Raw genomic sequence first — 22,846 nt, forward strand, 5'->3', positions numbered from 1 at the left:
CCCTGGTCCTCATCTCCTTCTGATTCCCCCGTGGATGCCCGCCGGCTGCCCGGTGGGCGCCCGGTACGCGTCCGGGGCGGCGCGGGGAGCCACCGGGGCGGGAAGCATTGTCGGTGGGGCGTGGCAGGATCGGGGACGTGGCAGAGAAAGCATCGAAGAAGACCGCAGCGCCCGCGTCCGACCGCACGGGGGAGGACCGTCCCCGCCTGCTCCTGCTGGACGGGCATTCCCTGGCATACCGGGCATTCTTCGCGCTGCCGGCGGAGAACTTCAACACGACCACCGGCCAGACCACCAACGCGATCTACGGCTTCATCTCGATGCTGGCGAACACGCTCCGTGATGAGCGGCCCACGCACCTGGCGGTGGCGTTCGACGTCTCGCGCAAGACCTGGCGCTCCGAGCAGTTCACCGAGTACAAGGCGAACCGCTCCAAGACCCCGGACGAGTTCAAGGGCCAGGTCGAGCTGCTCGGCGAGCTGCTCGACGCCATGAGCGTCACCCGCTTCGCGATCGACGGCTTCGAGGCGGACGATGTGATCGCCACCCTTGCCACCCAGGCCGAGGCCGAGGGGTTCGAGGTGCTGATCGTCACCGGAGACCGCGACTCCTTCCAGCTGGTCAGCGAGCACGTCACGGTGCTCTACCCGACCAAGGGCGTCTCGGAGCTGACCCGCTTCACCCCCGAGAAGGTTCAGGAGAAGTACGGTCTCACCCCCACCCAGTACCCGGACTTCGCGGCGCTGCGCGGTGACCCGTCGGACAACCTCCCGGGTATCCCCGGCGTCGGCGAGAAGACCGCCGCGAAGTGGATCAACCAGTTCGGCTCCTTCCAGGAGCTGGTGGACCGGGTCGACGAGGTCAAGGGCAAGGTCGGCGAGAAGCTCCGTGACCACCTGGAGTCCGTCAAGCTCAACCGGCAGCTCACCGAGCTCGTCCGGGACGTGGAGCTGGGCACCGGCCCGGACGGGCTCAAGCGCGCCCCCTATAACAGGGAAGCCCTCGCGGTGATCCTGGACGCCCTGGAGTTCCGCCACCAGAACTTCCGGGACCGTGTCATGGCCGCGGACCCCGGCGCCGCCGAGGAGGAGCCGGTGGCCGCGGGCCCCGGCGTCGAGGTGGACGGCGTCACGCTGGACGCGGGCGGGCTCGCCCCCTGGCTGGAGGAGCACGGCGGTGAGGCCCTGGGCCTGGCCACCGTCGACAGCTGGGCGCTGGGCAGCGGCAGCGTCAGCGAGATCGCGCTGGCCACCGCCGGCGGACCGGCCGTGTGCTTCGACCCCGCGCGGCTGGACGAGACCGATGAGCGGTCCTTCGCCGGCTGGCTCGCCGACTCCGGCCGTCCCAAGGTCATGCACAACGCCAAGGGGCTGATGCGGGTCTTCGCCGAGCACGGCTGGTCCGTCGCGGGGGTGCGGATGGACACCGCCCTCGCCGCCTACCTGGTCAAGCCCGGCCGCCGCTCCTTCGAGCTGGACGCGCTGTCGGTGGAGTACCTGGGCCGTGAGCTGTCCCCGGCCGCCGCCGCGGACAGCGGACAGCTCGCCTTCGGCACCGATGAGGAGGCCGAGCAGGACACCTTGATGATCAAGGCGCGGACCATCCTCGACCTCGGCGAGGCGTTCGGCGAGCGGCTGGAGGCCGTCGGCGCCGCCGGACTGCTGCACGATGTGGAGCTGCCCACCTCCGAGCTGCTGGCCCGGATGGAGCGCGCGGGCATCGCCGCCGACCGCGCCTGGCTGGACCGTATGGAGCAGCAGTTCGCGGCCGCCGTGCAGCAGGCCGTGAAGGAGGCCCATGCCGCGGTGGGCCATGAGTTCAACCTCGGCTCGCCCAAGCAGCTCCAGGAGGTGCTCTTCGGAGAGCTGGGCCTGCCCAAGACCAAGAAGACCAAGACCGGTTACACCACCGACGCCGACGCGCTCGCCTGGCTGGCCGGGCAGACCGAGCACGAGCTCCCGGTGATCATGCTGCGCCACCGTGAGCAGGCCCGGCTGCGGTCCACCGTCGAGGGGCTGATCAAGACCATCGCCCCCGGCGGCCGGATCCACACCAGCTTCAACCAGACGGTGGCCGCCACCGGCCGGCTGTCCTCCACCGACCCCAATCTCCAGAACATCCCGGTGCGCACCGACGAGGGGCGGGCCATCCGGCGCGGCTTCGTCGTGGGCGAGGGCTTCGAGTCCCTGATGACGGCCGACTACAGCCAGATCGAGCTGCGCGTCATGGCCCATCTCTCCGAGGACGAGGGTCTGATCGAGGCGTTCACCTCCGGTGAGGACCTGCACACCACCGTCGCCTCCCAGGTCTTCGGCGTCGCCAAGTCCGAGGTGGACCCGGAGATGCGCCGCAAGATCAAGGCGATGTCCTACGGTCTGGCGTACGGCCTGTCGGCGTTCGGCCTCTCCCAGCAGCTGGGCATCACCCCGGACGAGGCCCGCCGGCTGATGGAGAACTTCTTCGAGCGGTTCGGCGGGGTGCGCGACTACCTCCAGCGGGTCGTGGAGGAGGCGCGGGCCACCGGTTACACCGAGACCATGCTCGGCCGCCGCCGCTATCTGCCCGACCTCACCAGCGACAACCGCCAGCGGCGCGAGATGGCCGAGCGGATGGCGCTCAACGCCCCGATCCAGGGCACCGCCGCCGACATCGTGAAGATCGCGATGCTCAAGGTGGACGCGGCGTTGACGAAGGAGGAACTCTCGTCGCGGATGCTGCTCCAGGTCCACGACGAAATCGTGCTCGAGGTCGCGCCCGGGGAGCGGGAGCGGGTCGAGGAGCTGGTGCGCCGTGAGATGGCGGACGCCTTCCAGCTCCGCGCTCCGCTGGACGTGTCGGTCGGATCCGGCGCCGACTGGGAGTCCGCCGCGCACTAAGGCAACCCTTACTGGGGAAGTCCTGTGAAGCCCCGAAGCGAGGTGTGCATCGCTGGATGCGGGCCATAAGTTGTCGTAGTGTCACGAGGGTTGACGCGCGGGGGAGCGCATTGTGTTCGACGGGAGGGACACAGGGATGGCACCGCTTATCGGCCGACGACTGCGCAAAGGGGCGGCCACGACAGCGGTGGCGGCGGCCGCGATGGCCGCCCTCACCGCCTCGCAGGCACCGGGGTTCGCCAGCGCCTCGGACCACGGCGACCGGGACCGCGACCGGGAGCAGTCGGCGAGCGAATCACCGGCGGCGGGTGACGACACCCCCATAGACGGCGGTTCGTCGTACCACACCGATCTGCCTCCCCTGAAGAAGCCGGACAAACCGAAGTCCTCGACCGATCTGCCCGGTATCCCCGGCGGCGGCGCCAAGGCCGAGGCCGGTATCCCCGCGACCGTCCTCGCCGCCTACAAGAAGGCCGAGGCCACGCTCAAGGACTCCAACCCGGGCTGCAATCTGCCCTGGCAGCTGCTGGCCGCGATCGGCAAGGTCGAGTCCGGCCAGGCGCGCGGCGGCAATGTGGACGCCGAGGGCACCACCCCCCGGCCCATCCTCGGCCCGGTGCTCAACGGCAACGGCTTCGCCATGATCAAGGACACCGACCGCGGTGCCTTCGACGGGGACGCCACCCATGACCGCGCCGTCGGCCCCATGCAGTTCATCCCCTCCACCTGGGCCAACTGGGGCCGCGACGGCAACGGCGACGGTGACCGCGACCCCAACAACATCTATGACGCGGCCCTCGCCGCCGGCAACTACCTGTGCGCGGGTGGCAGGGACCTGTCCACCGAGCACCATCTGCACCGGGCGATCCTGGGCTACAACCACTCACAGGAGTACCTGAACACGGTCCTGTCGTGGTTCGAGTACTACAAGCGCGGCACCCATGAGGTGCCCGACGGCACCGGTGTGCTGCCCGTGGACAACCGCTCGGGCGGCTCCGGCCGGGACACCGGCGGCAAGGGCTCCGGGAAGGGCCACGGCGGCAAGGACCACGGGGGCAAGGGCTCCGGTGGCAAGGAGCACGGTGGCAAGGAGCACGGCGGCGGTAGCGGCGGTACGGACCAGGACCGTCCGCGCCCCCTCCCCAAGCCCGAGCCCCCCTCGCAAGGCGGCGAGACGCCCGGCACCCCCGCGCCCAAGCCGCCGACGACCCCCGCGCCCAGCAGCCTCGCCCAGGTCGGGGCGAAGGAGCTGTCCGCCACCGCGGGTACCGCGTTCGTCCAGCCGCCCCGGGTCCGTGCGGTGGACGTCAAGGGCAAGCCGGTGGCCAAGGCGAAGGTCCGCTACGAGCTCGTCGGTGAGACGGGCGCCCGCTTCGCCGGTCTGGTCAAGTCCGCGGTGGTGCTCACCGGTTCCGACGGCACCGCCACCGCGCCCAGGCTCACCGCGGGGGAGCAGCCCGGCTCCTTCACCGTGCGCGCCTCGGTCGAGGGGAACAAGAAGCTGACGCCGGTGGAGTTCAAGGCCACCGTCAAGGCCCGTCCCGCCCCGCAGGCCGATGCGCTGGCCCGGATCGACGACAAGGCCCTCACGGCCGCGACCGGCGGCGCGTTCGCCGATCCGCTCATCGTCAAGGCCACCTACAAGGGCAAGGTCGCCGCGGATGTGCCGGTCACCGCGACCATGGTCACCGCCGACCCCGAGAAGCCCGTGGAGAACGACAAGGGCCCGTACTTCCTGGACGCCCAGGGCAAGCCGGTCCGCACCCTGACCGGGCTGAAGACCAACGCCCTGGGGCAGCTCACCCTGCCGAAGATCCTCACCGATGAGCACGCGGGCAGCTATCTGCTCCGGCTGACCACGGCCGACGGCGCGGTGCTCACCGTGGAGCTGACGGTCACCCCGGCCGCCGCCTCCTGACGGCCGGGCGCCGGAAGGCCGCCCCGTACCGCAGACCGCACCGCCCCCGGGCCCACGGCCCGGGGGCGGTGCGGCGTTTCCCCACTCCCCGTCCGCCGCCCGTGTTCTCATCTGCGCCGCCCGTTGCTACGGTGCCCCGAACTGACGCCGTGTCAGATCGTCTTGTCCGCCCCGGACAACGGGAGGTCCGCCGTGCGTGCCCTCGCCGCCGCCGCGATCGGGTTCACCGCCGCCCTCGTGCTCGTCCTCACCGTCACCGCCCTCGGCGGCCCCAGCGGCAGCACCTCCCCCGAGCCCCTGCTCACCACGGTCCCCGAGCACCCCTGAGGGAGGCGGAACGCCATGCGCCGCACAGCCAGTCTGGTGCTGCTCGCCCTTGCGGTGTTCTGCGCCGCCCTCTCACCGCTGCTGCGCTGGTACGCGTACCCCAGGCTGGCCAAGATCCCGCCGGACGAGTACCAGACCGCGGTGCTCGAGGCCGCCCCCGCCACCCTCCTCGACTACGGCACCATGAAGCCCCGGAAGGTCCCGAAGATCAGCATCGTGCAGACACTGCGCGGAAACGTGGCCGCCGCCGAGAAGGCCGGCCGGACCACCGGGCGCGATGTGGTGGTCTGGGACGCCCTGTCCTACGTCGAGGGACCGGACGGGAAGATGGTCTCCCGGATCCCCGAGCGCTACGTCTTCGACGCCCACTCCCAGGAGCCGGTGCACTCCGGCGGTGAACACGTCGACGGCGACGCGGTGCGCCGCGACGGCATCGAGTTCAAATGGCCGTTCCTCACCGAGAAGCGCGACTACCGCTACTTCGACGCCCAGACCCGGACCTCGGCCCCCATCCACTACAAGGGCACCCGCACCTTCCGCGGGCTGGAGGTCTACTACTTCGAGCAGACCGTCCCCTGGACGAAGGTGCCGCTGCCCAAGACCATGCCCGTCGACGGCGTCACCCCCGAGGCGGTCCGCAAGGCCGGGACCTCCCGCTGGTACACCACCAAGCGCATGTTCTGGGTCGAACCCACCACCGGCGCCCCCGTCAACGGCGAGGAGATCCACCGCGAGGAGCTGCGCGGCGGGACCCTGCTCGGCGACCGGGACAAGGTGACCGTCTTCGCCGGCCATGTGAAGCTGCGCGAGGACTACATCGAGCACACCGTGGACCTGGTCTCCTCCCAGCGGCAGCTGATCCTCCTGCTCACCCGCTATCTGCCGTGGGGTCTGCTCTCCCTCGGGGGCGGGCTGTTCGCCCTCGCGCTGTGGCTGGAGGCCCGCGCCCGCCGCCCGCGCCCGGCGGCGGAGTAGCCCTCCCGGGCGGCCGGAGCGCCGGGCGGGCCGGAGTCCGCCGGGGCGTCAACGCCCGTCCCGCCGTTCGCCCGGGATGGCGAAGCCGGTAGTGATCACAGGTGGGGCATGGCTAGCATTCCGCCCATGCCGGGCATCACGATTGAGTTCACCGAGCAGGAGCTGGCCGAGCTGCGGGCCGAGGCCAAGGAGAAGGGCGTCGCGATCAAGCGGCTGGCGCACGACATACTCACCGAGGACGTGGTGCGGCGGCGGCAGAAGCAGCGCTTCGTCGAGGGCGCCGTACGGTTCGCCCTGGAGTACAAGACCGAATTCGAGCGGGAGTTCCCGCACGGCATGCGGTGATCCTGTATGTCGACGCCGGCTGGGTGCTGAACGTCCAGGTCGCGGTCTCCCCGGTCAACACACCCGTGCGGGACTGGGGCGCGCTGCACTGTATGACCGAACGGCACCGCTACGAGCGCTTCGCGGGCGAGCCGTACTACGAGGAGGCCGCCGCCCGTGCGGCTACCTTCCTGCACACCTCGCTGATCCTCGAACCGTTCTCCGACTACAACGCCACGATCGGCGCGGCCTGCGCGCAGATGTACATGGAGGAGTCCGGAGAGCGCATCACCCCGCCACCGGGCGCCATGGTCCGACTGGTCCGCGAGTTGCGGAGGACCACCCGGCTCCGCCTCGGCGACACGGCCCGCCGCTTCCGCGACTGGGCCGACTGACCCCACCGCGAGCGGCCACACGGAACGGCAGCCCGCGGCACGGGCGTCCGTACCGGGCCCGCCGCCCGCGGCTCCCGGGTCAGCGGCGGGGGTTGGTACGGCGGGTGGGCGCGGCCGTGGCCGGATCCTCGGGCCACGGGTGCTTGGGGTAGCGACCGCGCAGCTCCGCACGCACCGAGCGGTAGCCGTCCTTCCAGAAGGACGCCAGATCGGCGGTGACCGCCGCCGGCCGGCCCGCCGGGGACAGCAGGTGCACCAGCAGCGGCACCCGTCCGCCCGCGATCCGCGGGGTCTCCTGCCAGCCGAACAGCTCCTGGAGCTTCACCGCCAGGACCGGCTGGCCCTCGCCGTAGCCGACCCGCACCCGTGAACCGCTCGGCACCTCGACCCGCTCCGGCGCCAGCTCCTCGAAGCGCGCCGCGTCCCCCGTCGCCCACGGCATCAGCCGGGACAGCGCCTGTCCGGCGTCCACCCGCGCCAGATCGGCCCGTCCGCGGGCCCGCGCCAGCTCCGCGCCCAGCCAGTCATCGGCCCGTTCCACCAGCGCCGCGTCCGAGACGTCCGGCCAGGGCGCCCCCAGCTCCCGGTGCAGAAAGGCCAGCCGCCGGCGCAGCGCCGTGGCCCCGGCCGACCAGCGCAGCAGCCCGGTGCCCTCCCGGCGCAACCCGTCCAGCAGGGCGCCGCGCACCCGCTCCGGACCGGGGTCGGCCAGCGGGCGGGTCACCAGCTCGATGGCGCCGAGCCGGGACACCCGGCGGGCGCGTACATCGCCGTCGGCCCAGCGCACCTCCTCGCCGTCCGAGCCCAGCGCCGCGGCGGCGGCCCGCGCGGTCTCCTCGTCGGTCACCGCCGCCAGCCGCACCCGGGCGGACGCGGAGGTCACCGGCCGGTCGGCGACGGCCACCGCGAGCCAGTCCGGGGTGCCGAGCCGCGACCCCCCGCCCAGCTCCGCGCCTGTCCCGGCCGCCATCAGATACGTCCGCTCCCCGCGCCGCCGGGCCACCCGCTCGGGGAACGCCAGCGCGGCCACCAGCCCGGCCACCGCGTCATCGCTCCGGCCGCCCCCGGCGCCCGGTCCGGTGTCCCCGGCCGTCACGGCGCGTTCCAGACGGCGGACCTCCTGGCGCCAGCGGGCGGCGTAGGGATCGCCGCCGCGGCGGGCGGTGCGCCAGGCGCCCGCCAGATCGTCGCCGTACTCCCGCGGCGGCTCCTCGCTCAGCAGCGCCACCACCTCGGCCGCCCGGCGTGCGCCGACCTCCCGCGCACCGTCCACCAGTGCCCGCGCAAGCCGGGGGTGGAGACCGAGGCGGGCCATCCGGGCGCCGCGGTCGGTGGCCCGGCCGGCCGCGTCCACCGCGCCGATCGCGGTCAGCACCTCGCGCGCGGCGGTCATCGCCCCGGTGGGCGGCGGATCGAGCAGCGCCAGCCCGGAGCCGTCCGGATCGCCCCAGCACGCCGCCTGCAGCGCGAAGGCCGTCAGATCCGCACCGGCGATCTCCGGGGACGGGAAGCGCGGCAGCCGTGCGTCCTCCGCCTCCGGCCAGCAGCGGTAGACCGTGCCCGGCGCCTCGCGCCCGGCGCGTCCCGCGCGCTGGCGGGCGGCGGCGCGGGAGGCGCGTACGGTCGTCAGCGCGCTCAAACCCCGCGCGTGGTCCATCCGCGGTTCCCGGGCCAGCCCGCAGTCCACCACCACCCGGACGCCCGGCACGGTGAGGCTGGACTCGGCGACGGAGGTCGCCAGCACCACCCGCCGGGGACCACCGTCCGCCCCGGCGAGCACCGCCTCCTGGACGGCGGCCGGGGCCCGGCCGTGCACCTGGAGGACCTCGGTCCCGTCCAGGCCGCCCAGCATCCCCGCCACCCGCGCGATCTCCCCGACACCGGGCAGGAAGCACAGCACATCGCCCTCGCGCTCGCGCAGCGCCCGGCGGACCACCGACGCGACGTGGTCCAGCAGCGCGGGGTCCACCCGCATCCCGTGCGGCGGCCGCACCGGACGGGCCGGTGGCGCCCATACGACCTCCACCGGATGGGACACCCCGGGAGCCGACACCACCGGCGCGGCGGACGGGCCGCCCCCGCCGCCGAGCAGCCGTGCCCAGCCCTCGGCGTCCGTGGTGGCCGAGGCCGCGACCAGCCGCAGCTCCGGGCGCAGCGCGGCACGGACGTCCAGCAGGAAGGCGGCGGCCGTATCGGCGTCCAGATGGCGTTCGTGGCATTCGTCGAGGACGACCACATCGACCCCGGCCAGCTCCTGGTCGCGCTGGAGCCGTTGCAGCAGCACACCGGTGGTGACCACCTCGACCACGGTGTCGCGGCCCGCCTGCCGCTCGCCGCGCACGGTGAAGCCGACGTGTCCGCCGACCCGCTCGCCCAGCAGCCAGGCCATCCGCCGGGCCGCCGCACGGGCCGCGATCCGCCGGGGCTCGGCGACCAGCACCCGGCGCGGCGGGCCCGCCTCACCCACGAGCCCGGCGAGCACCAGCGGCACCAGGGTGGTCTTCCCGGTGCCCGGGGGCGCGCACAGCACCGCCGCACCCCGTTCGTCGAGGGCGCGCAGCAGATCCGGTACGGCCTCCCGCACGGGGAGGCCGTCCAGGGCATCGGCGGCGAGGGCGCCGGTGGTCCCGGAGCGGGGGGTCACCGGGCGGCCCGGTCCCGCTCGCAGACGAAGACGGCCGTGCCCGGGATCAGCCCGCCGCGCAGCGGCGACCAGCCGCCCCACTCCTGGTGGTTCCAGTCGGGCCATTCCGGTTCTATGAGGTCGATCAGCCGGAAGCCCGCCGCCACCACGTCCCGTACCCGGTCACCCAGGGTGCGGTGGTGTTCCACATAGACGGCGCGGCCCTGCTCGTCCTGTTCCACATAGGGGGTGCGGTCGAAGTAGGAGGCGGCGACCGACAGCCCCTCGGGCCCCGGCTCGTCGGGAAACGCCCAGCGGATGGGGTGGGTCACCGAGAAGACCCAGCGGCCGCCCGGCCGCAGGACCCGGTGCACCTCCCGCATCACCCGCACCGGCTCGGCGACGAAGGGCACGGCGCCGTAGGCCGAGCACGCCAGGTCGAAGGAGCCGTCCCGGAAGGGGAGCGCCGTGGCGTCGGCCTGGACCAGGGCCACCGGGGCCACGGCCGCGGGCGGAACGTCCGACGGGGAGGCCTCCGGCGGGGAGGCCTCCGTCCGGGCCCGCGCGTCGATCCGCCGGGCGTGCCGGAGCTGCTGGTAGGAGAGGTCGAGGGCGACCGGCCGGGCGCCTCGCGCCGCCAGCCAGCGGGCGCACTGCGCGGCGCCCGCACCCACCTCCAGGACGTCCAGCCCCTTGAGCGAGCCGGCTGGGCCGAGCAGTCCGGCCTCGGCCTCGTCGAGCCCTTCGGGGCCCCAGACGAAGCGGTCGTCGCCGAGGAAGCCGCCGTGCTCCTCCTGGTACTCGTCCGCGTTGCGGTCCCACCATCCGCGGCTCGCCCGGCTGCTCTCCGTGTCGTCCGCGGTCCGCCGGGCGGCCGTCGGCTCCGCCGCTGTCCCGGGGTTGCCGTGGGGGTCGTGTTCTTGGACCATCGCGCGCGTCGTCGTACTCTCTGTATCGACCTGTGGCTGCGGGGCACGGTGTGGCCGCGTCGCAGTACGGACCATGCAATTTGCCGGGTTCGGGGCGATAAGCCCCGCACGTGCTCTTCGTACATTGACCATGCCCGGCTGCCCCCGTATGCTACAAGTTGCGCTGCGGGCTTGCGCGCCTCGGACGGAGCAGGCCGCGCTCGCATCTGTTGTATGTCCCCTCGGTTGTCGAGGCGCTTTTCGAAATCCTCGGAAAGATCAACGCCTCCAAGGCTGTCCGGCTTCGGCAGTGCGATAAGGGTCCCGGCGTAGCAGTACCTACGACTTCATGTCCGTACCGGAGCCCATTCCCACATGACGAGCAGCACCGAGGCAACCCGCACCACCCCGCAGGTGGCGGTCAACGACATCGGTTCCGAGGAAGCCTTCCTCGCCGCGATCGACGAGACGATCAAGTACTTCAACGACGGCGACATCGTCGACGGCGTCATCGTGAAGGTCGACCGGGACGAGGTCCTGCTCGACATTGGTTACAAGACCGAAGGCGTCATCCCCTCCCGGGAGCTTTCGATCAAGCACGACGTCGACCCCAACGAGGTCGTGGCCGTCGGCGACGAGATCGAGGCCCTGGTTCTCCAGAAGGAGGACAAGGAAGGCCGCCTGATCCTCTCGAAGAAGCGCGCCCAGTACGAGCGCGCCTGGGGCACCATCGAGAAGATCAAGGAAGAGGACGGGATCGTCACCGGTACCGTCATCGAGGTCGTCAAGGGTGGTCTCATCCTCGACATCGGCCTCCGTGGCTTCCTCCCCGCCTCCCTGGTGGAGATGCGTCGCGTCCGCGACCTCCAGCCCTACGTGGGCAAGGAGCTCGAGGCCAAGATCATCGAGCTGGACAAGAACCGCAACAACGTGGTCCTGTCCCGCCGTGCCTGGCTGGAGCAGACCCAGAGCGAGGTCCGTCAGACCTTCCTCACCACCCTCCAGAAGGGTCAGGTGCGCTCCGGCGTCGTCTCCTCCATCGTCAACTTCGGTGCCTTCGTGGACCTGGGTGGCGTCGATGGTCTGGTCCACGTCTCCGAGCTGTCCTGGAAGCACATCGACCACCCGTCCGAGGTCGTCGAGGTCGGCCAGGAGGTCACGGTCGAGGTCCTGGACGTCGACATGGACCGCGAGCGCGTCTCCCTGTCGCTCAAGGCGACCCAGGAAGACCCGTGGCAGCAGTTCGCCCGGACCCACCAGATCGGTCAGGTCGTCCCGGGTAAGGTCACCAAGCTGGTTCCGTTCGGTGCGTTCGTCCGCGTGGACGAGGGCATCGAGGGCCTGGTCCACATCTCCGAGCTGGCCGAGCGCCACGTGGAGATCCCGGAGCAGGTCGTCCAGGTCAACGACGAGATCTTCGTCAAGGTCATCGACATCGACCTCGAGCGCCGCCGCATCAGCCTCTCGCTGAAGCAGGCCAACGAGGCCTTCGGTGCCGACCCGTCCGTGGTCGAGTTCGACCCGACCCTGTACGGCATGGCCGCGTCCTACGACGACCAGGGCAACTACATCTACCCCGAGGGCTTCGACCCCGAGACCAACGACTGGCTCGAGGGCTTCGAGACCCAGCGCGAGGCCTGGGAGACCCAGTACGCCGAGGCGCAGCAGCGCTTCGAGCAGCACCAGGCGCAGGTCATCAAGTCCCGCGAGGCCGACGAGCAGGCTGCCGCCGAGGCCGGCGCTGCCGCTCCGGCGCAGGGCGGGCAGGCCTCCGGTGGCGGTTCGTACTCCTCGGAGTCGGATGACAACTCCGGTGCCCTCGCCTCGGACGAGGCGCTGGCCGCGCTTCGCGAGAAGCTGGCCGGCGGCCAGAGCTGACCATCGGCTGAGGCGGTCGGTGGCGGACGCGCCGCCGATCGCACCGGCTGACGGCCAGGGCTCGATCGCCTGAACGTCCGCAAGGCCCGTTCCCCTTCGGGGGTGCGGGCCTTGCGCATGTCCGGGGCCGGGGCCGCGGTCCCGCGCTCCTTCCCCGGATGCCGCGCGGTCTCAGGCCCGCCCGGGGCCGTCCGCCCGTGAGTGCCGCCGGTCACCGACCGAGACCGAGACCGACCCCGAGACCGAGTCCACGGTGACGCTCTCCGCGCTGTCGATCTTGATGCCGTCCCGGCCGCCGCTGACCGTGATCCCCTCGACGGTCCAGTACGAGGCCCCGTTCAGCCGCAGACCGTAGCCGTCGTGTGCGGTGAGAACGGCCTTGGGGGAGCCGGTGAGGGTGATCCGCGAGCCGGAGGTGCCGGACGCGGTGATCTCGAAACCGCCGCGATAGGTCCCGTCGGCGAGCCGGATCGTATCGCCGGGCCGGGCGGTGGCCAGGGCGCTCCTGAGCCCGTCGGTGTCGGAGACCGGAATCGGGGCCGCCGGGGCCGCGGAGTCCTCCCGTGGGATCGAGCCCGCGGCGACCAGTCCGCCGGTGGCGATCACAGCGGCGGCACAGGCGCTGGTCAGGGTGCGTAACCGGGAGGGGCCGTGTGGCTGCATACGAGGGCTGCCTTCCTGCCGTGGCCGTGGGGACGCGTACCGGACGATCGGAGACCACCCGGGGACCGAGGGGTGCGGGCCGGGGGTCAGGAGTCTCACGGGAAGGTCCGAAGTACCCGGGAGGCACAATCCGGGTTCTGATAAGTGAACATGGGACGACATAGTGAACCGCTGACGGCTCGCGAAGATAGGGTCCGCGTACCGGGGAGTCAACCCCGCATGGCGTGGACGTGGCCGATACCCGACGGGCGGAACACAACCGCGCCGGTCGCGAGTGAAGTTCGGACCCGGCCGGGAATGTCCCCGCCCCTGTTCGGTGTTCTTGGGTGCGGAACACAAGGAGGAGCGGTCACAGTGCTAGATCCGCAGGATTTGTACGCATGGGAGTCGAGCGGGCTCGCCGAGGTCGACGCCATCGCCTCCAGGGACTCGGCCGGGCTGGTTCTGCTCTACCACTTCGACGGCTACATCGACGCGGGGGAGACCGGCGACCAGATCGTCCAGCGGCTGCTGGACGGACTGCCGCACCAGGTCGTCGCCCGCTTCGACCACGACCGGCTGGTCGACTACCGGGCCCGCCGCCCCCTGTTGACGTTCCAGCGCGACCGCTGGACCGACTACGAGACCCCGGCCATCGAGCTCCATCTGGTGCGGGACGCGACCGCGGCGCCCTTTCTGCTGCTCAGCGGTCCCGAGCCGGATGTGGAGTGGGAGCGGTTCGCGGCGGCCGTGCGGCAGCTGGTCGAGCGGCTCGGGGTGCGCCTCGCGGTGAACTTCCACGGCATCCCCATGGGTGTTCCGCACACCCGGCCGGTCGGGATCACCCCGCACGGCAACCGCACCGATCTGACCCCCGGCCACCGGGGCGTCTTCGACGAGGCCCAGGTGCCCGGGAGCGCCGCGGCGCTCCTCGAGTACCGGCTCGTCGAGGCGGGCCACGATGTGCTCGGCGTCGCCGCACACGTCCCGCACTACCTGGCCCGTTCCGCCTATCCGGACGCGGCGCTCACCGCGCTCGAGACGGTCACCGCCGCCACCGGTCTGGTGCTGCCGGGCGCCGCCCACGCGCTGCGCACCGAGGCGCTCAAGGCGCAGGAGGAGATCGAGCGGCAGATCTCGGAGGGCGATGAGGAACTGGTCGCCCTGGTCAGGGGACTTGAGCACCAGTACGACGCGGTCGCCGGGGCCGAGACCCGGGGCAATCTGGTCGCCGAACCGGCCGAACTGCCCTCGGCGGATGAGCTGGGCGCCGAGTTCGAGCGCTTCCTCGCCGAGCGGGAGGGCGAGGGCGGTGGCTGACCGGGGCCCGTATAGCGTGGCCCCATGCTGAAGCTGGGGCTCACGGGTGGAATCGGCGCGGGCAAGAGCGAAGTGTCACGCATTCTGTCCTCGTACGGGGCGATGCTGATCGACTCGGACCGGATCGCCCGTGAGGTGGTGGAGCCGGGCACACCTGGACTCGCCGCGGTCGTGGCCGAGTTCGGGCCCGAGGTGCTCACCGCCGACGGCACGCTGGACCGGCCGCGGCTGGGCGGGATCGTCTTCAGTGACCCCGAGCGGCTGCGCGCGCTGAACGCGATCGTGCACCCGCTGGTCCGGGACCGCTCCGCCGCGCTGGAGGCGGATGCCGGACCCGGCACCGTGGTGGTCCATGACGTACCGCTGCTCACCGAGAACGGTCTGGCCCCGCTCTACGACGTCGTGGTGGTCGTGGACGCCTCGCCCGAGACCCAGCTCGACCGGCTGGTCCGGCTGCGCGGAATGGCCGAGGACGAGGCGCGGGCCCGGATGGCGGCGCAGGCCACACGGGCCGAGCGGCTGGCCGTCGCCGATGTGGTCATCGACAACGACGGACCGCTGGAGGCCCTGGAACCGCGGGTCCGCGAGGTCTGGACGGACCTGGTGGCGCGGGCGGCCGGGAGCTGACCGGACCGGGGGGCGCTCGGGAGCTGATGGAGTCCGGGTGGGGGCGCTCGGAAGCTGATCGAGTCTGGGTGGGGTTCAGGCGGGGAATGAGGTGAACGGGGCGGTTGTTGTGCTGCCCGTACCGAGTGCCATTCCGCCGCCGATCATCGTCATCCGTGCCGGGGGAAGGAATCAGCCGTGCCCCAGTCCACGCCCGAGACCCATGTCATCGACTTCCGCGCCGCGGAGCAGCTGCTCGCCGCCCGCGATCCGCGCGGTGCCGTCAAGCTGCTCGACTCGGTGATCACCGCCCATCCGGAGAACACCGCGGCCCGGCTGCTGCGCGCCCGAGCCTTCTTCGGCGCGGCCCAGTTGCGCGCGGCGGAGCTGGAGTTCCAGCTGGTGCTGGAGCGCGAGCCGGACAACGCCTTCGCCCATTTCGCGCTGGGCCGCACCCTGGAGCGCGCCAACCGGCCGGACGAGGCGATGCGCCACTTCCGGCTGGCCGCCGCGCTGGACCCGCGCCCGGACTTCGTCGAGGCGGCGCGGTTCGGCGAGCCGCGATTCGGTGAGCGCGGGGAATAGCGTCATGAGGACGGCGGGCGCGGCCGGGGCTCATCCCCGGTGGCCCCGTACGTCCCGTCCTCTGGTCCCGGCCGTCCACCGGCCGCGCCCCCTGGCCGGGGCGTACGGCGGTACGTCCCGGCCCGGCTGGTAGTGCGGCCCCTGCCGGATGTGCCGGATGACCAGCACGAGATCGGTGAGGGTGACGGCGGTGAGCACCGCGCACGCGGCCGCCCAGCCGGGCCGCCCGGTGACCGCGAAGGCCACCGTGCCCCCGAGTGTCCAGGCCAGCCCCCAGGCCGCGAGCCAGCACCGCATCCGCAGTGGACTGCGCGCGTGCAGGGGCTCATCGCCCGTCCGGATGAAGTGCATCGACATGACCCGCACCTCCCGCCTTCTCTCCTTCGAATCTAACGCTGTCCGGCCCGCGGCGGAGATCACCTGCGATCATGTCCGGAGCGCACACCGCACCGGACGAGGAGCCGCCAGTGATCCGCCACTCATGGGACGAATCGGCTGCCCGGCGGGCCCGGATCCGTGGCTGTCTGCTGGGCGGTGCGATCGGCGACGCCCTGGGCAACCCGGTGGAGTTCCTCTCCCTGCGGGCGATCCGCGAGACCCATGGGGAGGCGGGCGTCACCACTCTCCTCCCGGACGGCAGCGGCTCCGTCGGGCTGGTCACCGATGACACCCAGATGACGCTGTTCACCGCCGAGGGTCTGATACGCGCGCACGCCAGGGCCCTGTCCAAGGGCATCGGCGGCGCCGAGACCGCCCTGGTCCGCAACGCCTATCTGCGCTGGCTGGACACCCAGAACCAGCCCGCGCCACCGCCCGCCCCGGAGGCGTTCGACCCGGTCCGCTCCGGCTGGCTGCGCCACCAGCCCTGGCTGTACGCCCGCCGGGCCCCCGGCAATGCCTGTCTCTCCGGGCTGACGGAGGAGCATGTCCCCTCGCCGCACGATCCGCTCGACGGCCGCCCCGGACCGGTGAACCCCGGCTCCAAGGGCTGTGGCACCGTGATGCGCTCGGCCCCGTTCGGGCTGGCCGGCCTGGACCCCCGCGGCTCCTTCGAACTGGCCGCCCGCTGTGCCCAGATCACCCACGGGCACCCCACGGGTTACTACGCCGCCGGTGCCCTGGCCGCGATGATCGCGTGCCTGCTGGACGGCGAATCCCTTGAGGGCGCGGCCCTGCGCACCCTGGAGCTCCTGGTCCGCTACCCGGGCCACGAGGAGACCACCGCCGCCCTGCGCGCGGCGATCGACCTGGCCGCCGGGGGCGACCCCACCCCGGAGAAGACCGAATCGCTGGGCGGCGGCTGGATCGCCGAGGAGGCCCTGGCCATCGGGTTGTACTGCGCCCTGGTCCGGACCCCGGACCAGCAGATCTCCTACGGTCCCGGCGGTCTGATCGCCTATGACCCGATGCCGCCGCGCACCCCGCTCCAAGCCGCCCTGCTGCTGTCCGTGAACCACTCCGGCGACAGCGACTCCACCGGCTCCGTCTGCGGCAACCTCCTCGGTGCCCAGTACGGCGACCACCGCCTCCCGCCGTCCTGGCTGTCCCGGATCGAGGGCCGGGCCGTGATCGCGGAACTCGCCGATGACCTGGCCTTCGAGTGCCACCGCTCGGTCGAGCTCTACGAGCCGTACGAGGATCTGGTCTTCCCCCGGGACCGCTACCCGGTCGGCTGACCGGCGGGCACCTCAGCGCGAGGTGGTGCGCTCGGAGCGGGCGCGGCGGAACCGGTGCAGCGCCTTGGCGAGCAGGGGGAAGCGTTCGTGCTTCTCCCTCGAGCTGCGGTCCAGCTCCTCCATCAGCCGCTTGGAGCGCTGCTCCATGTCCAGCTCGGCGAGGATGCGGTCGGCCTCGGCGAGCAGCGCGCCGTGCAGCTGCCACTGCCGGGGGTGCTCCCGGACCCGGCGCAGCAGGGTGTGGGCGACGTGGTCCCGGCTGGTGTGCGCCGTGGCCAGTTCGTTCGCCAGCCGGGACTCGGCCTCCTCGGCATTGGCGCTGATCGGGCTGGTGACCAGCACCGCGAACGCCTCCACGGCCGCGGCCATGTGGATGAAGAGGTCATACAGTTCCTCGGCCACGTCCGGCGGGAAGAGCGGTTCCTCGGTCCGTTCCTTGGCCAGGTCGGTGAGGGTGCGGGTGAGGACCCGCAGTACGACCGTGCAGATCTCCAGGGTGTCCAGGCCGGTGCGCAGTACCACCCGGTGCAGCAGCCCCTCCTTGACCCGGGGGTTGAACCGTACGCTGTCCTCCGCCTGCCGGAGCGCGGCGTCCACCTGGGCGATGTCCTGGTCCAGCCGGCGGGCCTCGTGCAGCCGGGCGGCGGCGCGCTCCACCGGGGTGTGGCTGCCGAGCTCCTCGGCCATGTGCAGCAGCAGCTGACGCATCCGACGGGACAGGTCCAGGATGGACTTGCCGGCCGTCTCCACCCAGACCGGTGGCGCGAGCAGGAAGTTGAAGAGCAGTCCGACCACGGCGCCGATCAGCGTCTCCAGCACCCGGTCCCAGGCGGTGTTGGTCACCTGGGTCACCCCGAGGACGAGCATGGCGCTGATCGCCACCTCGGGTACGAACTCGCTCACCCGCGCGAAGTGGCCCGCCGTCAGCGACGCCAGGATGATCAGCCCCAGGCTCCACCAGGACAGTCCCACCAGTGCGCTGAAGGCGATGGCGATGACCACGCCCACGACCACCGCGTTGACCCTGCGGATCCCGGTGGTGAGGGTCGCGTACAGGGTGACCTGGACGACGAGCAGCGCGGTGAGCGGTGCGGTCAGCGGAGCGGGCTCGCTGCTGAGCTCCAGCGCGACCGCATAGGCGATGGTCGCGGCGGCCGCGGACCGCAGGGTCTGCACGACGACCGGATCGCTGCGCCGTTTGACGAGGTCCGCCACGGGGTCGAGAACTTCTGGCACGTTACTGCCCCTTCCACCCCGGGGGACCTGGCATGACATCCGCGCTCGCGGACGGGCTAACGTGTGGGGATGATCAGGCCATTCCATCGGAATCACGCCATGGACGGAACCCGCGCGACCGAAGGCGGCGACGGCGCGGCCCTCCCGGGAAGCACCGGACCCGCCGCCACGGTCGAGGCCCATCCGCGCCAGGTCGGCCGGGTGCGGACGGAGTACGCGCCGGACCCGGACGGGGATCCGGACCCGGGGGAGATCGTCTGGACCTGGGTGCCCTACGAGGAGAACGACGGCCGGGGCAAGGACCGCCCGGTGCTGGTGGTGGCGCGGGAGCGCGGCGGCACCCTGCTGGCGGTCCAGCTCTCCAGCAAGCGGCACGACGACCGCGAGTGGGTGGCGATCGGCTCCGGGCCGTGGGACCGGGCCGGACGCGAGTCCTGGGTGGATCTGGACCGGGTGCTCCGGGTGAGTCCTGCGGGGATGCGGCGAGAGGCGTGCGCACTGGACCGGCCGCGCTTCGACCGGGTCGTGGCCCGGCTGCGGCAGCGCTACGGCTGGTCCTGAGCGGACCTCCGCGGAGGTCCTGAGCGGGTCTCCTCGGCGCCGTCTCAGCCGGCGTCGGCGAGGGCCAGCAGCTTGGTGACCGTGTTCCAGTTGCGGGCGGTCGCCGCTACGCCGAGCCGGATCCCGGTGACCTTCGCCGCCAGCTTGGAGCGTCCGATCCCGTCCGGGCAGTGCAGATAGATCTCGCGCCCCACCAGACGGAAGCTGTCGGGGGCGTAGCCGGACTGGTCCAGGGCGTCCAGCGGCGCGGTGTCCCGGGGGAGGTCCGACAGGAAGACCACGTGCAGCGTCTTGGGCTCGGCCGTGGCCCCGGGGTACGGATTGGCCGTCACGGCGGCGGCCAGCTCGTCCCGGGTGCGCACCATCACCGGTACGGGGAAGCCGAGGTCGGCGGCGAAGCGCTCCTCCAGGACGCGGGCGGTCTCCCCGGGCGGGGTGCCGGGGTCGGCGAAGACGATGTTGCCGGTCTGGAGGTGGACGGTGACGTCCTGGAACCCGAGCGCGGCCATCAGCTCGCGCTGCCGGGCCATCGGGAATTTCTTGTTGCCGCCCACATTGATGCCGCGGAGCAGCGCTATCTGGGATGCCATCGCCGTACTCTCCTCGTGCGCCCGCCCCGGCCGCCTGCCGGCGGACCGGTCGCTGTCGATCGTACGGCCCGGGTCCGACAGCGGCCTCCCTCCGGCAGCGGCCTCCTCCTTCCGGCGGCGCCCCCGGTCCGGCCCGCCCCCGGGCCGGGCGGGCGCTCGCGGCATGATGGGGGCGTGCGGCTGGAAGCGATCACCTGGGAACGGCTGACCGACGTGACCGCCGACCGGATCGCCGGACTCACGGCGGCGGACGGCGGGCCCTGGCTCAGGGTGGCGGTCGACGGCGCCCCGGCGGCCGGAACCGGGCGGCTGGCCGGGGCACTGGCGGAGGGGCTGCGGCTGCGCGGCCGCCCGGTGCTGGTGGTCGCCGCGGCGGGGTTCTGGCGCCCGGCGTCACTGCGTCTGGAGTTCGGGCGGTACGACCCGGACGCGTACTACGACCAGTGGCTCGACACCGGGGCGCTGTGGCGGGAGGTCTTCGCCCCGCTGGAGCCGGGTCCGGACGCGACCGGCCGGGTGCTGCCCGATCTGTGGGACCCGGTGTCCGACCGGGCCACCCGTTCCCCGTACGCCGAACTGCCACCGGGCGGTGTGCTGGTGCTCCATGGCGCGCTGCTGCTGGGCCACTGGTTCCCGTTCGACCTGTCGGTGCATCTGCGGCTGTCCCCGGGCGCGCTCGCCCGCCGCACCGATGAGGGCGAACGCTGGACGCTGCCCGCCTTCGCGCGCTACGAGGACGAGGTGCGGCCCGATGAGACCGCGGATGTCGTGGTGCGGGTGGACGACCCCCGGCATCCGGCATGGCGCCGCCCGGAGGCATGACCTCGCCTCCGGGCGGCGGTGGTGCGGCGGTTGGCCTCAACCCTTCTTCTCCGGACATTCCTTCCAGGCGAAGTGATAGGTGGTGCTCACATCGCCGTCGGTGGAGTCCATCGTCATGAAGCTGGTGGTGTCCCGGGTGTTGGAGGTACCCGCGTTGACCCGCAGCTCCGTGTTGATGTTGAAGTTCCGCAGTTCACCACAGGGCGACCACACCACCGTGGCGATATCGGCGGTGTCGGTCGTCTGCCAGTTGTCGTCGTACGGCCCGTTGAAATCATGGGCGTTGGACGTGGTCTGCGACTGCCCCTGGAAGTAGTACGAGGCTTTCTCCACGCTGGAGGCGCCCTTTTCCAGATGGGCGTAACCGCGGTAGTCGACGCTAGCGATCGCGTAGCTGAATCCCTGCGGAACATGGGTGACCAGGCTCAGCTGACAGTTCTTCCGGTAGTCCGTCGGCTTGGCGCCCTTGCCCACCTGGGCGAGATAGTCGCTGTAGGTGACGGTGAACGCCGTATTGTCCTCGGAGACGGCCACCGCCGCCGTACCCGCCGGGCAGCCCGAGCCGTTCACGGTGGCCACGGTGATCACGATCTTGTCGGGCGGCACCGTGTCGAACGGCGGTTGCGCGGAACCCTGGGAGGTCATCGTCGAGGCGAATAACGCCGCGACCATCCCGCCTGCGTACAGAACACCAGGCATGATTCTCCATTCAATCATCGGGCTGACGGCGGCGGGAATCCACAGGGGTTCCGATACCGTCGTGACTGCTGGATTTCCCGCACTGCCGGGAGCGCTACCGGGCGGCGGAAGGACATTCCTTCCAGGCCAGGTGGTAAATGGTGTTGACGCCACCGTCGGTGGAGTCCATGGCCATGAAGCTGGTGCTGTTCGCCGGTGAGGAACCGGCGTTCACCCGGAGTTCGGTGTTGATGTTGAGGTTCCGGTCCTGACCGCAGGGCGCCCAGACCAGCGCGCTGTAGTCGGTGCTGTCGGTGGTCTGCCAGTTGTCCCGGTACGGACCGCTGAACTCGTGGGTCTGCGAGGCGGTGTCGGCCGAGCCCTGGAAGTAGTAGCTCGCCTTCTCGGTGCCGCGGGCGCCGCGCTGCAGCGAGGCATAGCCGCGGTAGTCGACCTTGGCGATGGCGTAGGTGAAGCCCTGAGGGATGTGCACATCCAGGTTGAGCTGGCAGTTCTTCCGGATGTCGATGGGGTCCGCGTCGGGGCCGACCTGGGCGAGGTAGTCGCTGTAGGTGACGGTGAACGCCGTGTTGTCGTTCGCCACGGCGATGGCCGTGGTCCCTTTCGGGCAGCCGGATCCGTTCACGGTCCTGACGTCCACCTGGATCTTTTCCGGCGGTACGTCGGGAGCCGGGGAAACGCCTTGGGTGGAAAGGACCGACGCGAATAACGCGGCAGCCGCGCCACCGGCGAGCAGCACACCGGACATGACACTCCCATTCCGATCAGTGTTGGGGACGTGGTGGAGCGCGGTGGGGCATGGTTGAGCGATGAATAACACGCCTGTGTTCCGGGGAGGGCGGCAGAACGCGGTACGGACAACGCGGTACAAGAACGCCGTACGAAGAGCGCGGTGCGGAAGAGCTGTCGAGCGGAACAGCTACGAGAGGGTTGCCCGGCGGCTGGCGGTAATGCCAGGACAATGAGCGTCAGAAATATGCGTCCGACGCATTCTTGCCCGGTGCGGGTCCGCGAGCGCTCCTAAGATAAGGGCGGGCGGCATCCACGACAAGTGGAACGAGTATTCCGTGGACAAGATATTTTCCTCCCCGCCGTACCGGCGAAGAGGCGGCCCGGAGTGGGAATCAGAACAACGGCTGCGGGAGAACGCCTTCCAGCGCCAGAAGGGCGCGCTTGGTCTCCAGACCGCCGCCGAAGCCACCGATACCGCCGTCGCTCTCGACCACCCGGTGGCAGGCGACCACGACCGGCAGCGGATTGCCGCCCATGGCCATCCCGACGGCCCGGGCGGCGCCCGGTTCACCGACCCGGTTCGCGAGGTCCTGATAGCCCACCACCGTGCCGTACGGCACGCCGTCGGCCAGCTCGCGCAGCACCCGGCGGTTGAAGCCCGTGGTCAGCGACCAGTCCAGCGGGAGGGTGAACTCCCTGAGCCCGCCCGCGAAATAGTCCTCCAGCTGACGGGCCGCCGCGGTGAGGGTCACGGCGCGGTCCGGGGAGGGCGCGGGCTCGGTGCCCAGCCGGCGGGTCAGCGCGGACACCGCCCCGGCCGCCGTCTCCCCGTCGGCGTGGAAGACCACCGTGACCAGCCCCTGGTCGGTGGCCGCGAGCAGCAGCGGCCCGATGGGGGTGTCCCGCACCTCCCAGGACCAGGCGCGCGCCTCCGGCCCCGCCGGGGTCCGGCCGCCGGTGGCCCTCCGCTCCGGGGTGGTCCGCTCCTGATCCCGCCGCTCTGCGCTCGTCACGGTTCCCAGCGTAGGCGCGGGCACCGACAGCGGACCCGGGGGGGGGGGGGGGGGGGGGGGGGGGTGGGGGGGGGGGGGGGAGGGGGGGGGGGGGGGGGTCGAGATAGCACAGGGGTGTGTGGGGGGGGGGGGGGCGAGCC

22 protein-coding genes are annotated in these 22,846 nt (G+C 71.9%); 13 read left to right on the forward strand and 9 right to left on the reverse strand.

Annotated features, from left to right (window positions below; all coding sequences use genetic code 11):
- The first annotated feature begins 137 nt into the window (after positions 1–137).
- From polA to AC07FT_RS33855, 6 genes are all read left to right on the forward strand, one after another.
- Positions 138–2,876: a DNA polymerase I gene (polA, locus tag AC07FT_RS33830; protein WP_479179918.1), complete on the forward strand. Its 2,739-nt coding sequence runs from the start codon at positions 138–140 to the stop codon at positions 2,874–2,876.
- Between the two features lie 136 nt (positions 2,877–3,012).
- The gene (locus tag AC07FT_RS33835; RefSeq protein ID WP_479179919.1) at positions 3,013–4,794 is read left to right on the forward strand and encodes a lytic transglycosylase domain-containing protein; all 1,782 of its coding nucleotides are present in this window, start codon (positions 3,013–3,015) and stop codon (positions 4,792–4,794) included.
- A gap of 192 nt (positions 4,795–4,986) precedes the next feature.
- The gene (locus AC07FT_RS33840) at positions 4,987–5,121 is read left to right on the forward strand and encodes an SPW_0924 family protein (protein WP_479179921.1); all 135 of its coding nucleotides are present in this window, start codon (positions 4,987–4,989) and stop codon (positions 5,119–5,121) included.
- Between the two features lie 15 nt (positions 5,122–5,136).
- Complete coding sequence (gene pgfA, locus AC07FT_RS33845; protein ID WP_479179923.1) at positions 5,137–6,096, forward strand: cell envelope lipid trafficking protein PgfA; 960 nt, start codon at positions 5,137–5,139, stop codon at positions 6,094–6,096.
- 126 nt (positions 6,097–6,222) lie between these two features.
- Positions 6,223–6,441, forward strand: coding sequence for a hypothetical protein (locus AC07FT_RS33850; RefSeq protein ID WP_176183556.1), 219 nt, complete (start codon positions 6,223–6,225; stop codon positions 6,439–6,441).
- Complete coding sequence (locus AC07FT_RS33855) at positions 6,438–6,815, forward strand: hypothetical protein (protein ID WP_471202388.1); 378 nt, start codon at positions 6,438–6,440, stop codon at positions 6,813–6,815. The genes AC07FT_RS33850 and AC07FT_RS33855 overlap by 4 nt, the downstream gene beginning before the upstream one ends.
- Before the next feature lie 79 nt (positions 6,816–6,894).
- Here AC07FT_RS33855 and hrpB read toward each other — a convergent pair whose 3' ends face one another.
- Both hrpB and AC07FT_RS33865 read right to left on the reverse strand, forming a co-directional pair.
- Entirely contained in the window at positions 6,895–9,564 is a 2,670-nt protein-coding gene (gene hrpB, locus AC07FT_RS33860; protein ID WP_479179925.1) for an ATP-dependent helicase HrpB, read from the reverse strand.
- Positions 9,456–10,367 (reverse strand): class I SAM-dependent methyltransferase, encoded by a 912-nt coding sequence (locus tag AC07FT_RS33865; protein ID WP_479179926.1) that lies wholly within the window; start codon positions 10,365–10,367, stop codon positions 9,456–9,458. Before AC07FT_RS33865 ends, hrpB begins: the two co-directional genes overlap by 109 nt.
- A gap of 354 nt (positions 10,368–10,721) precedes the next feature.
- Between AC07FT_RS33865 and rpsA the strand changes: the two genes are divergently transcribed.
- Positions 10,722–12,224, forward strand: coding sequence for a 30S ribosomal protein S1 (gene rpsA / locus AC07FT_RS33870; protein WP_471202382.1), 1,503 nt, complete (start codon positions 10,722–10,724; stop codon positions 12,222–12,224).
- Between the two features lie 171 nt (positions 12,225–12,395).
- Here rpsA and AC07FT_RS33875 read toward each other — a convergent pair whose 3' ends face one another.
- A complete protein-coding gene (locus tag AC07FT_RS33875; protein WP_479179927.1) occupies positions 12,396–12,887 on the reverse strand; it encodes a hypothetical protein in 492 nt (163 codons plus the stop codon).
- Between the two features lie 354 nt (positions 12,888–13,241).
- Here AC07FT_RS33875 and AC07FT_RS33880 point away from each other — a divergent pair, with 354 nt between their 5' ends.
- From AC07FT_RS33880 to AC07FT_RS33890, 3 genes are all read left to right on the forward strand, one after another.
- Positions 13,242–14,186: a PAC2 family protein gene (locus tag AC07FT_RS33880; RefSeq protein WP_471202378.1), complete on the forward strand. Its 945-nt coding sequence runs from the start codon at positions 13,242–13,244 to the stop codon at positions 14,184–14,186.
- 24 nt (positions 14,187–14,210) lie between these two features.
- Complete coding sequence (coaE, locus tag AC07FT_RS33885; protein WP_471202376.1) at positions 14,211–14,813, forward strand: dephospho-CoA kinase; 603 nt, start codon at positions 14,211–14,213, stop codon at positions 14,811–14,813.
- A 177-nt stretch (positions 14,814–14,990) separates the two neighbouring features.
- A complete protein-coding gene (locus AC07FT_RS33890; RefSeq protein ID WP_471202374.1) occupies positions 14,991–15,377 on the forward strand; it encodes a tetratricopeptide repeat protein in 387 nt (128 codons plus the stop codon).
- 30 nt (positions 15,378–15,407) lie between these two features.
- On the opposite strand, the gene AC07FT_RS33895 is transcribed toward AC07FT_RS33890, so the two are convergent.
- Complete coding sequence (locus AC07FT_RS33895) at positions 15,408–15,734, reverse strand: DUF6343 family protein (RefSeq protein WP_479179929.1); 327 nt, start codon at positions 15,732–15,734, stop codon at positions 15,408–15,410.
- Positions 15,735–15,805: 71 nt separating this feature from the next.
- Here AC07FT_RS33895 and AC07FT_RS33900 point away from each other — a divergent pair, with 71 nt between their 5' ends.
- A complete protein-coding gene (locus AC07FT_RS33900; protein ID WP_479179930.1) occupies positions 15,806–17,053 on the forward strand; it encodes an ADP-ribosylglycohydrolase family protein in 1,248 nt (415 codons plus the stop codon).
- A 12-nt stretch (positions 17,054–17,065) separates the two neighbouring features.
- Here AC07FT_RS33900 and AC07FT_RS33905 read toward each other — a convergent pair whose 3' ends face one another.
- A complete protein-coding gene (locus AC07FT_RS33905) occupies positions 17,066–18,289 on the reverse strand; it encodes an FUSC family protein (protein ID WP_479179931.1) in 1,224 nt (407 codons plus the stop codon).
- A gap of 99 nt (positions 18,290–18,388) precedes the next feature.
- Between AC07FT_RS33905 and AC07FT_RS33910 the strand changes: the two genes are divergently transcribed.
- Positions 18,389–18,850 (forward strand): type II toxin-antitoxin system PemK/MazF family toxin, encoded by a 462-nt coding sequence (locus AC07FT_RS33910; protein WP_479179932.1) that lies wholly within the window; start codon positions 18,389–18,391, stop codon positions 18,848–18,850.
- Positions 18,851–18,894: 44 nt separating this feature from the next.
- On the opposite strand, the gene AC07FT_RS33915 is transcribed toward AC07FT_RS33910, so the two are convergent.
- Positions 18,895–19,440, reverse strand: a complete 546-nt coding sequence (locus AC07FT_RS33915) for a DUF1697 domain-containing protein (protein ID WP_479179934.1) — start codon at positions 19,438–19,440, stop codon at positions 18,895–18,897.
- Between the two features lie 174 nt (positions 19,441–19,614).
- On the opposite strand from AC07FT_RS33915, the gene AC07FT_RS33920 reads away from it, so the two are divergent.
- Positions 19,615–20,262, forward strand: a complete 648-nt coding sequence (locus AC07FT_RS33920; protein WP_471202361.1) for a nucleoside/nucleotide kinase family protein — start codon at positions 19,615–19,617, stop codon at positions 20,260–20,262.
- 36 nt (positions 20,263–20,298) lie between these two features.
- Here AC07FT_RS33920 and AC07FT_RS33925 read toward each other — a convergent pair whose 3' ends face one another.
- The 3 genes from AC07FT_RS33925 to AC07FT_RS33935 form a co-directional block, all read right to left on the reverse strand.
- Positions 20,299–20,961: a DUF4360 domain-containing protein gene (locus AC07FT_RS33925; RefSeq protein WP_471202359.1), complete on the reverse strand. Its 663-nt coding sequence runs from the start codon at positions 20,959–20,961 to the stop codon at positions 20,299–20,301.
- 94 nt (positions 20,962–21,055) lie between these two features.
- Positions 21,056–21,709 carry a DUF4360 domain-containing protein gene (locus AC07FT_RS33930; RefSeq protein ID WP_479179935.1) on the reverse strand — a complete coding sequence of 218 codons (654 nt, stop codon included), beginning with the start codon at positions 21,707–21,709 and terminating at the stop codon, positions 21,056–21,058.
- A gap of 376 nt (positions 21,710–22,085) precedes the next feature.
- Positions 22,086–22,601, reverse strand: a complete 516-nt coding sequence (locus tag AC07FT_RS33935; RefSeq protein ID WP_479179937.1) for a methylated-DNA--[protein]-cysteine S-methyltransferase — start codon at positions 22,599–22,601, stop codon at positions 22,086–22,088.
- Between the last annotated feature and the right edge of the window lie 245 nt (positions 22,602–22,846).

This window comes from Streptomyces sp. NPDC045899 (assembly GCF_056431485.1).

Excerpts from the sequence above, each read along its gene's own strand:
- coaE (WP_471202376.1), top strand. The coding sequence starts at position 14,211 with ATGCTGAAGCTGGGGCTCACGGGTGGAATCGGCGCGGGCAAGAGCGAA.
- rpsA (WP_471202382.1), top strand. The coding sequence starts at position 10,722 with ATGACGAGCAGCACCGAGGCAACCCGCACCACCCCGCAGGTGGCGGTC.
- AC07FT_RS33925 (WP_471202359.1), bottom strand. The coding sequence starts at position 20,961 with ATGCCTGGTGTTCTGTACGCAGGCGGGATGGTCGCGGCGTTATTCGCC.
- AC07FT_RS33915 (WP_479179934.1), bottom strand. The coding sequence starts at position 19,440 with ATGGCATCCCAGATAGCGCTGCTCCGCGGCATCAATGTGGGCGGCAAC.
- hrpB (WP_479179925.1), bottom strand. The coding sequence starts at position 9,564 with ATGGCCCGACTGGAACCACCAGGAGTGGGGCGGCTGGTCGCCGCTGCG.
- AC07FT_RS33850 (WP_176183556.1), top strand. The coding sequence starts at position 6,223 with ATGCCGGGCATCACGATTGAGTTCACCGAGCAGGAGCTGGCCGAGCTG.
- AC07FT_RS33895 (WP_479179929.1), bottom strand. The coding sequence starts at position 15,734 with ATGTCGATGCACTTCATCCGGACGGGCGATGAGCCCCTGCACGCGCGC.
- AC07FT_RS33930 (WP_479179935.1), bottom strand. The coding sequence starts at position 21,709 with ATGTCCGGTGTGCTGCTCGCCGGTGGCGCGGCTGCCGCGTTATTCGCG.
- AC07FT_RS33835 (WP_479179919.1), top strand. The coding sequence starts at position 3,013 with ATGGCACCGCTTATCGGCCGACGACTGCGCAAAGGGGCGGCCACGACA.
- AC07FT_RS33900 (WP_479179930.1), top strand. The coding sequence starts at position 15,806 with ATGTCCGGAGCGCACACCGCACCGGACGAGGAGCCGCCAGTGATCCGC.
- AC07FT_RS33875 (WP_479179927.1), bottom strand. The coding sequence starts at position 12,887 with ATGCAGCCACACGGCCCCTCCCGGTTACGCACCCTGACCAGCGCCTGT.
- AC07FT_RS33910 (WP_479179932.1), top strand. The coding sequence starts at position 18,389 with ATGGACGGAACCCGCGCGACCGAAGGCGGCGACGGCGCGGCCCTCCCG.
- pgfA (WP_479179923.1), top strand. The coding sequence starts at position 5,137 with ATGCGCCGCACAGCCAGTCTGGTGCTGCTCGCCCTTGCGGTGTTCTGC.
- AC07FT_RS33865 (WP_479179926.1), bottom strand. The coding sequence starts at position 10,367 with ATGGTCCAAGAACACGACCCCCACGGCAACCCCGGGACAGCGGCGGAG.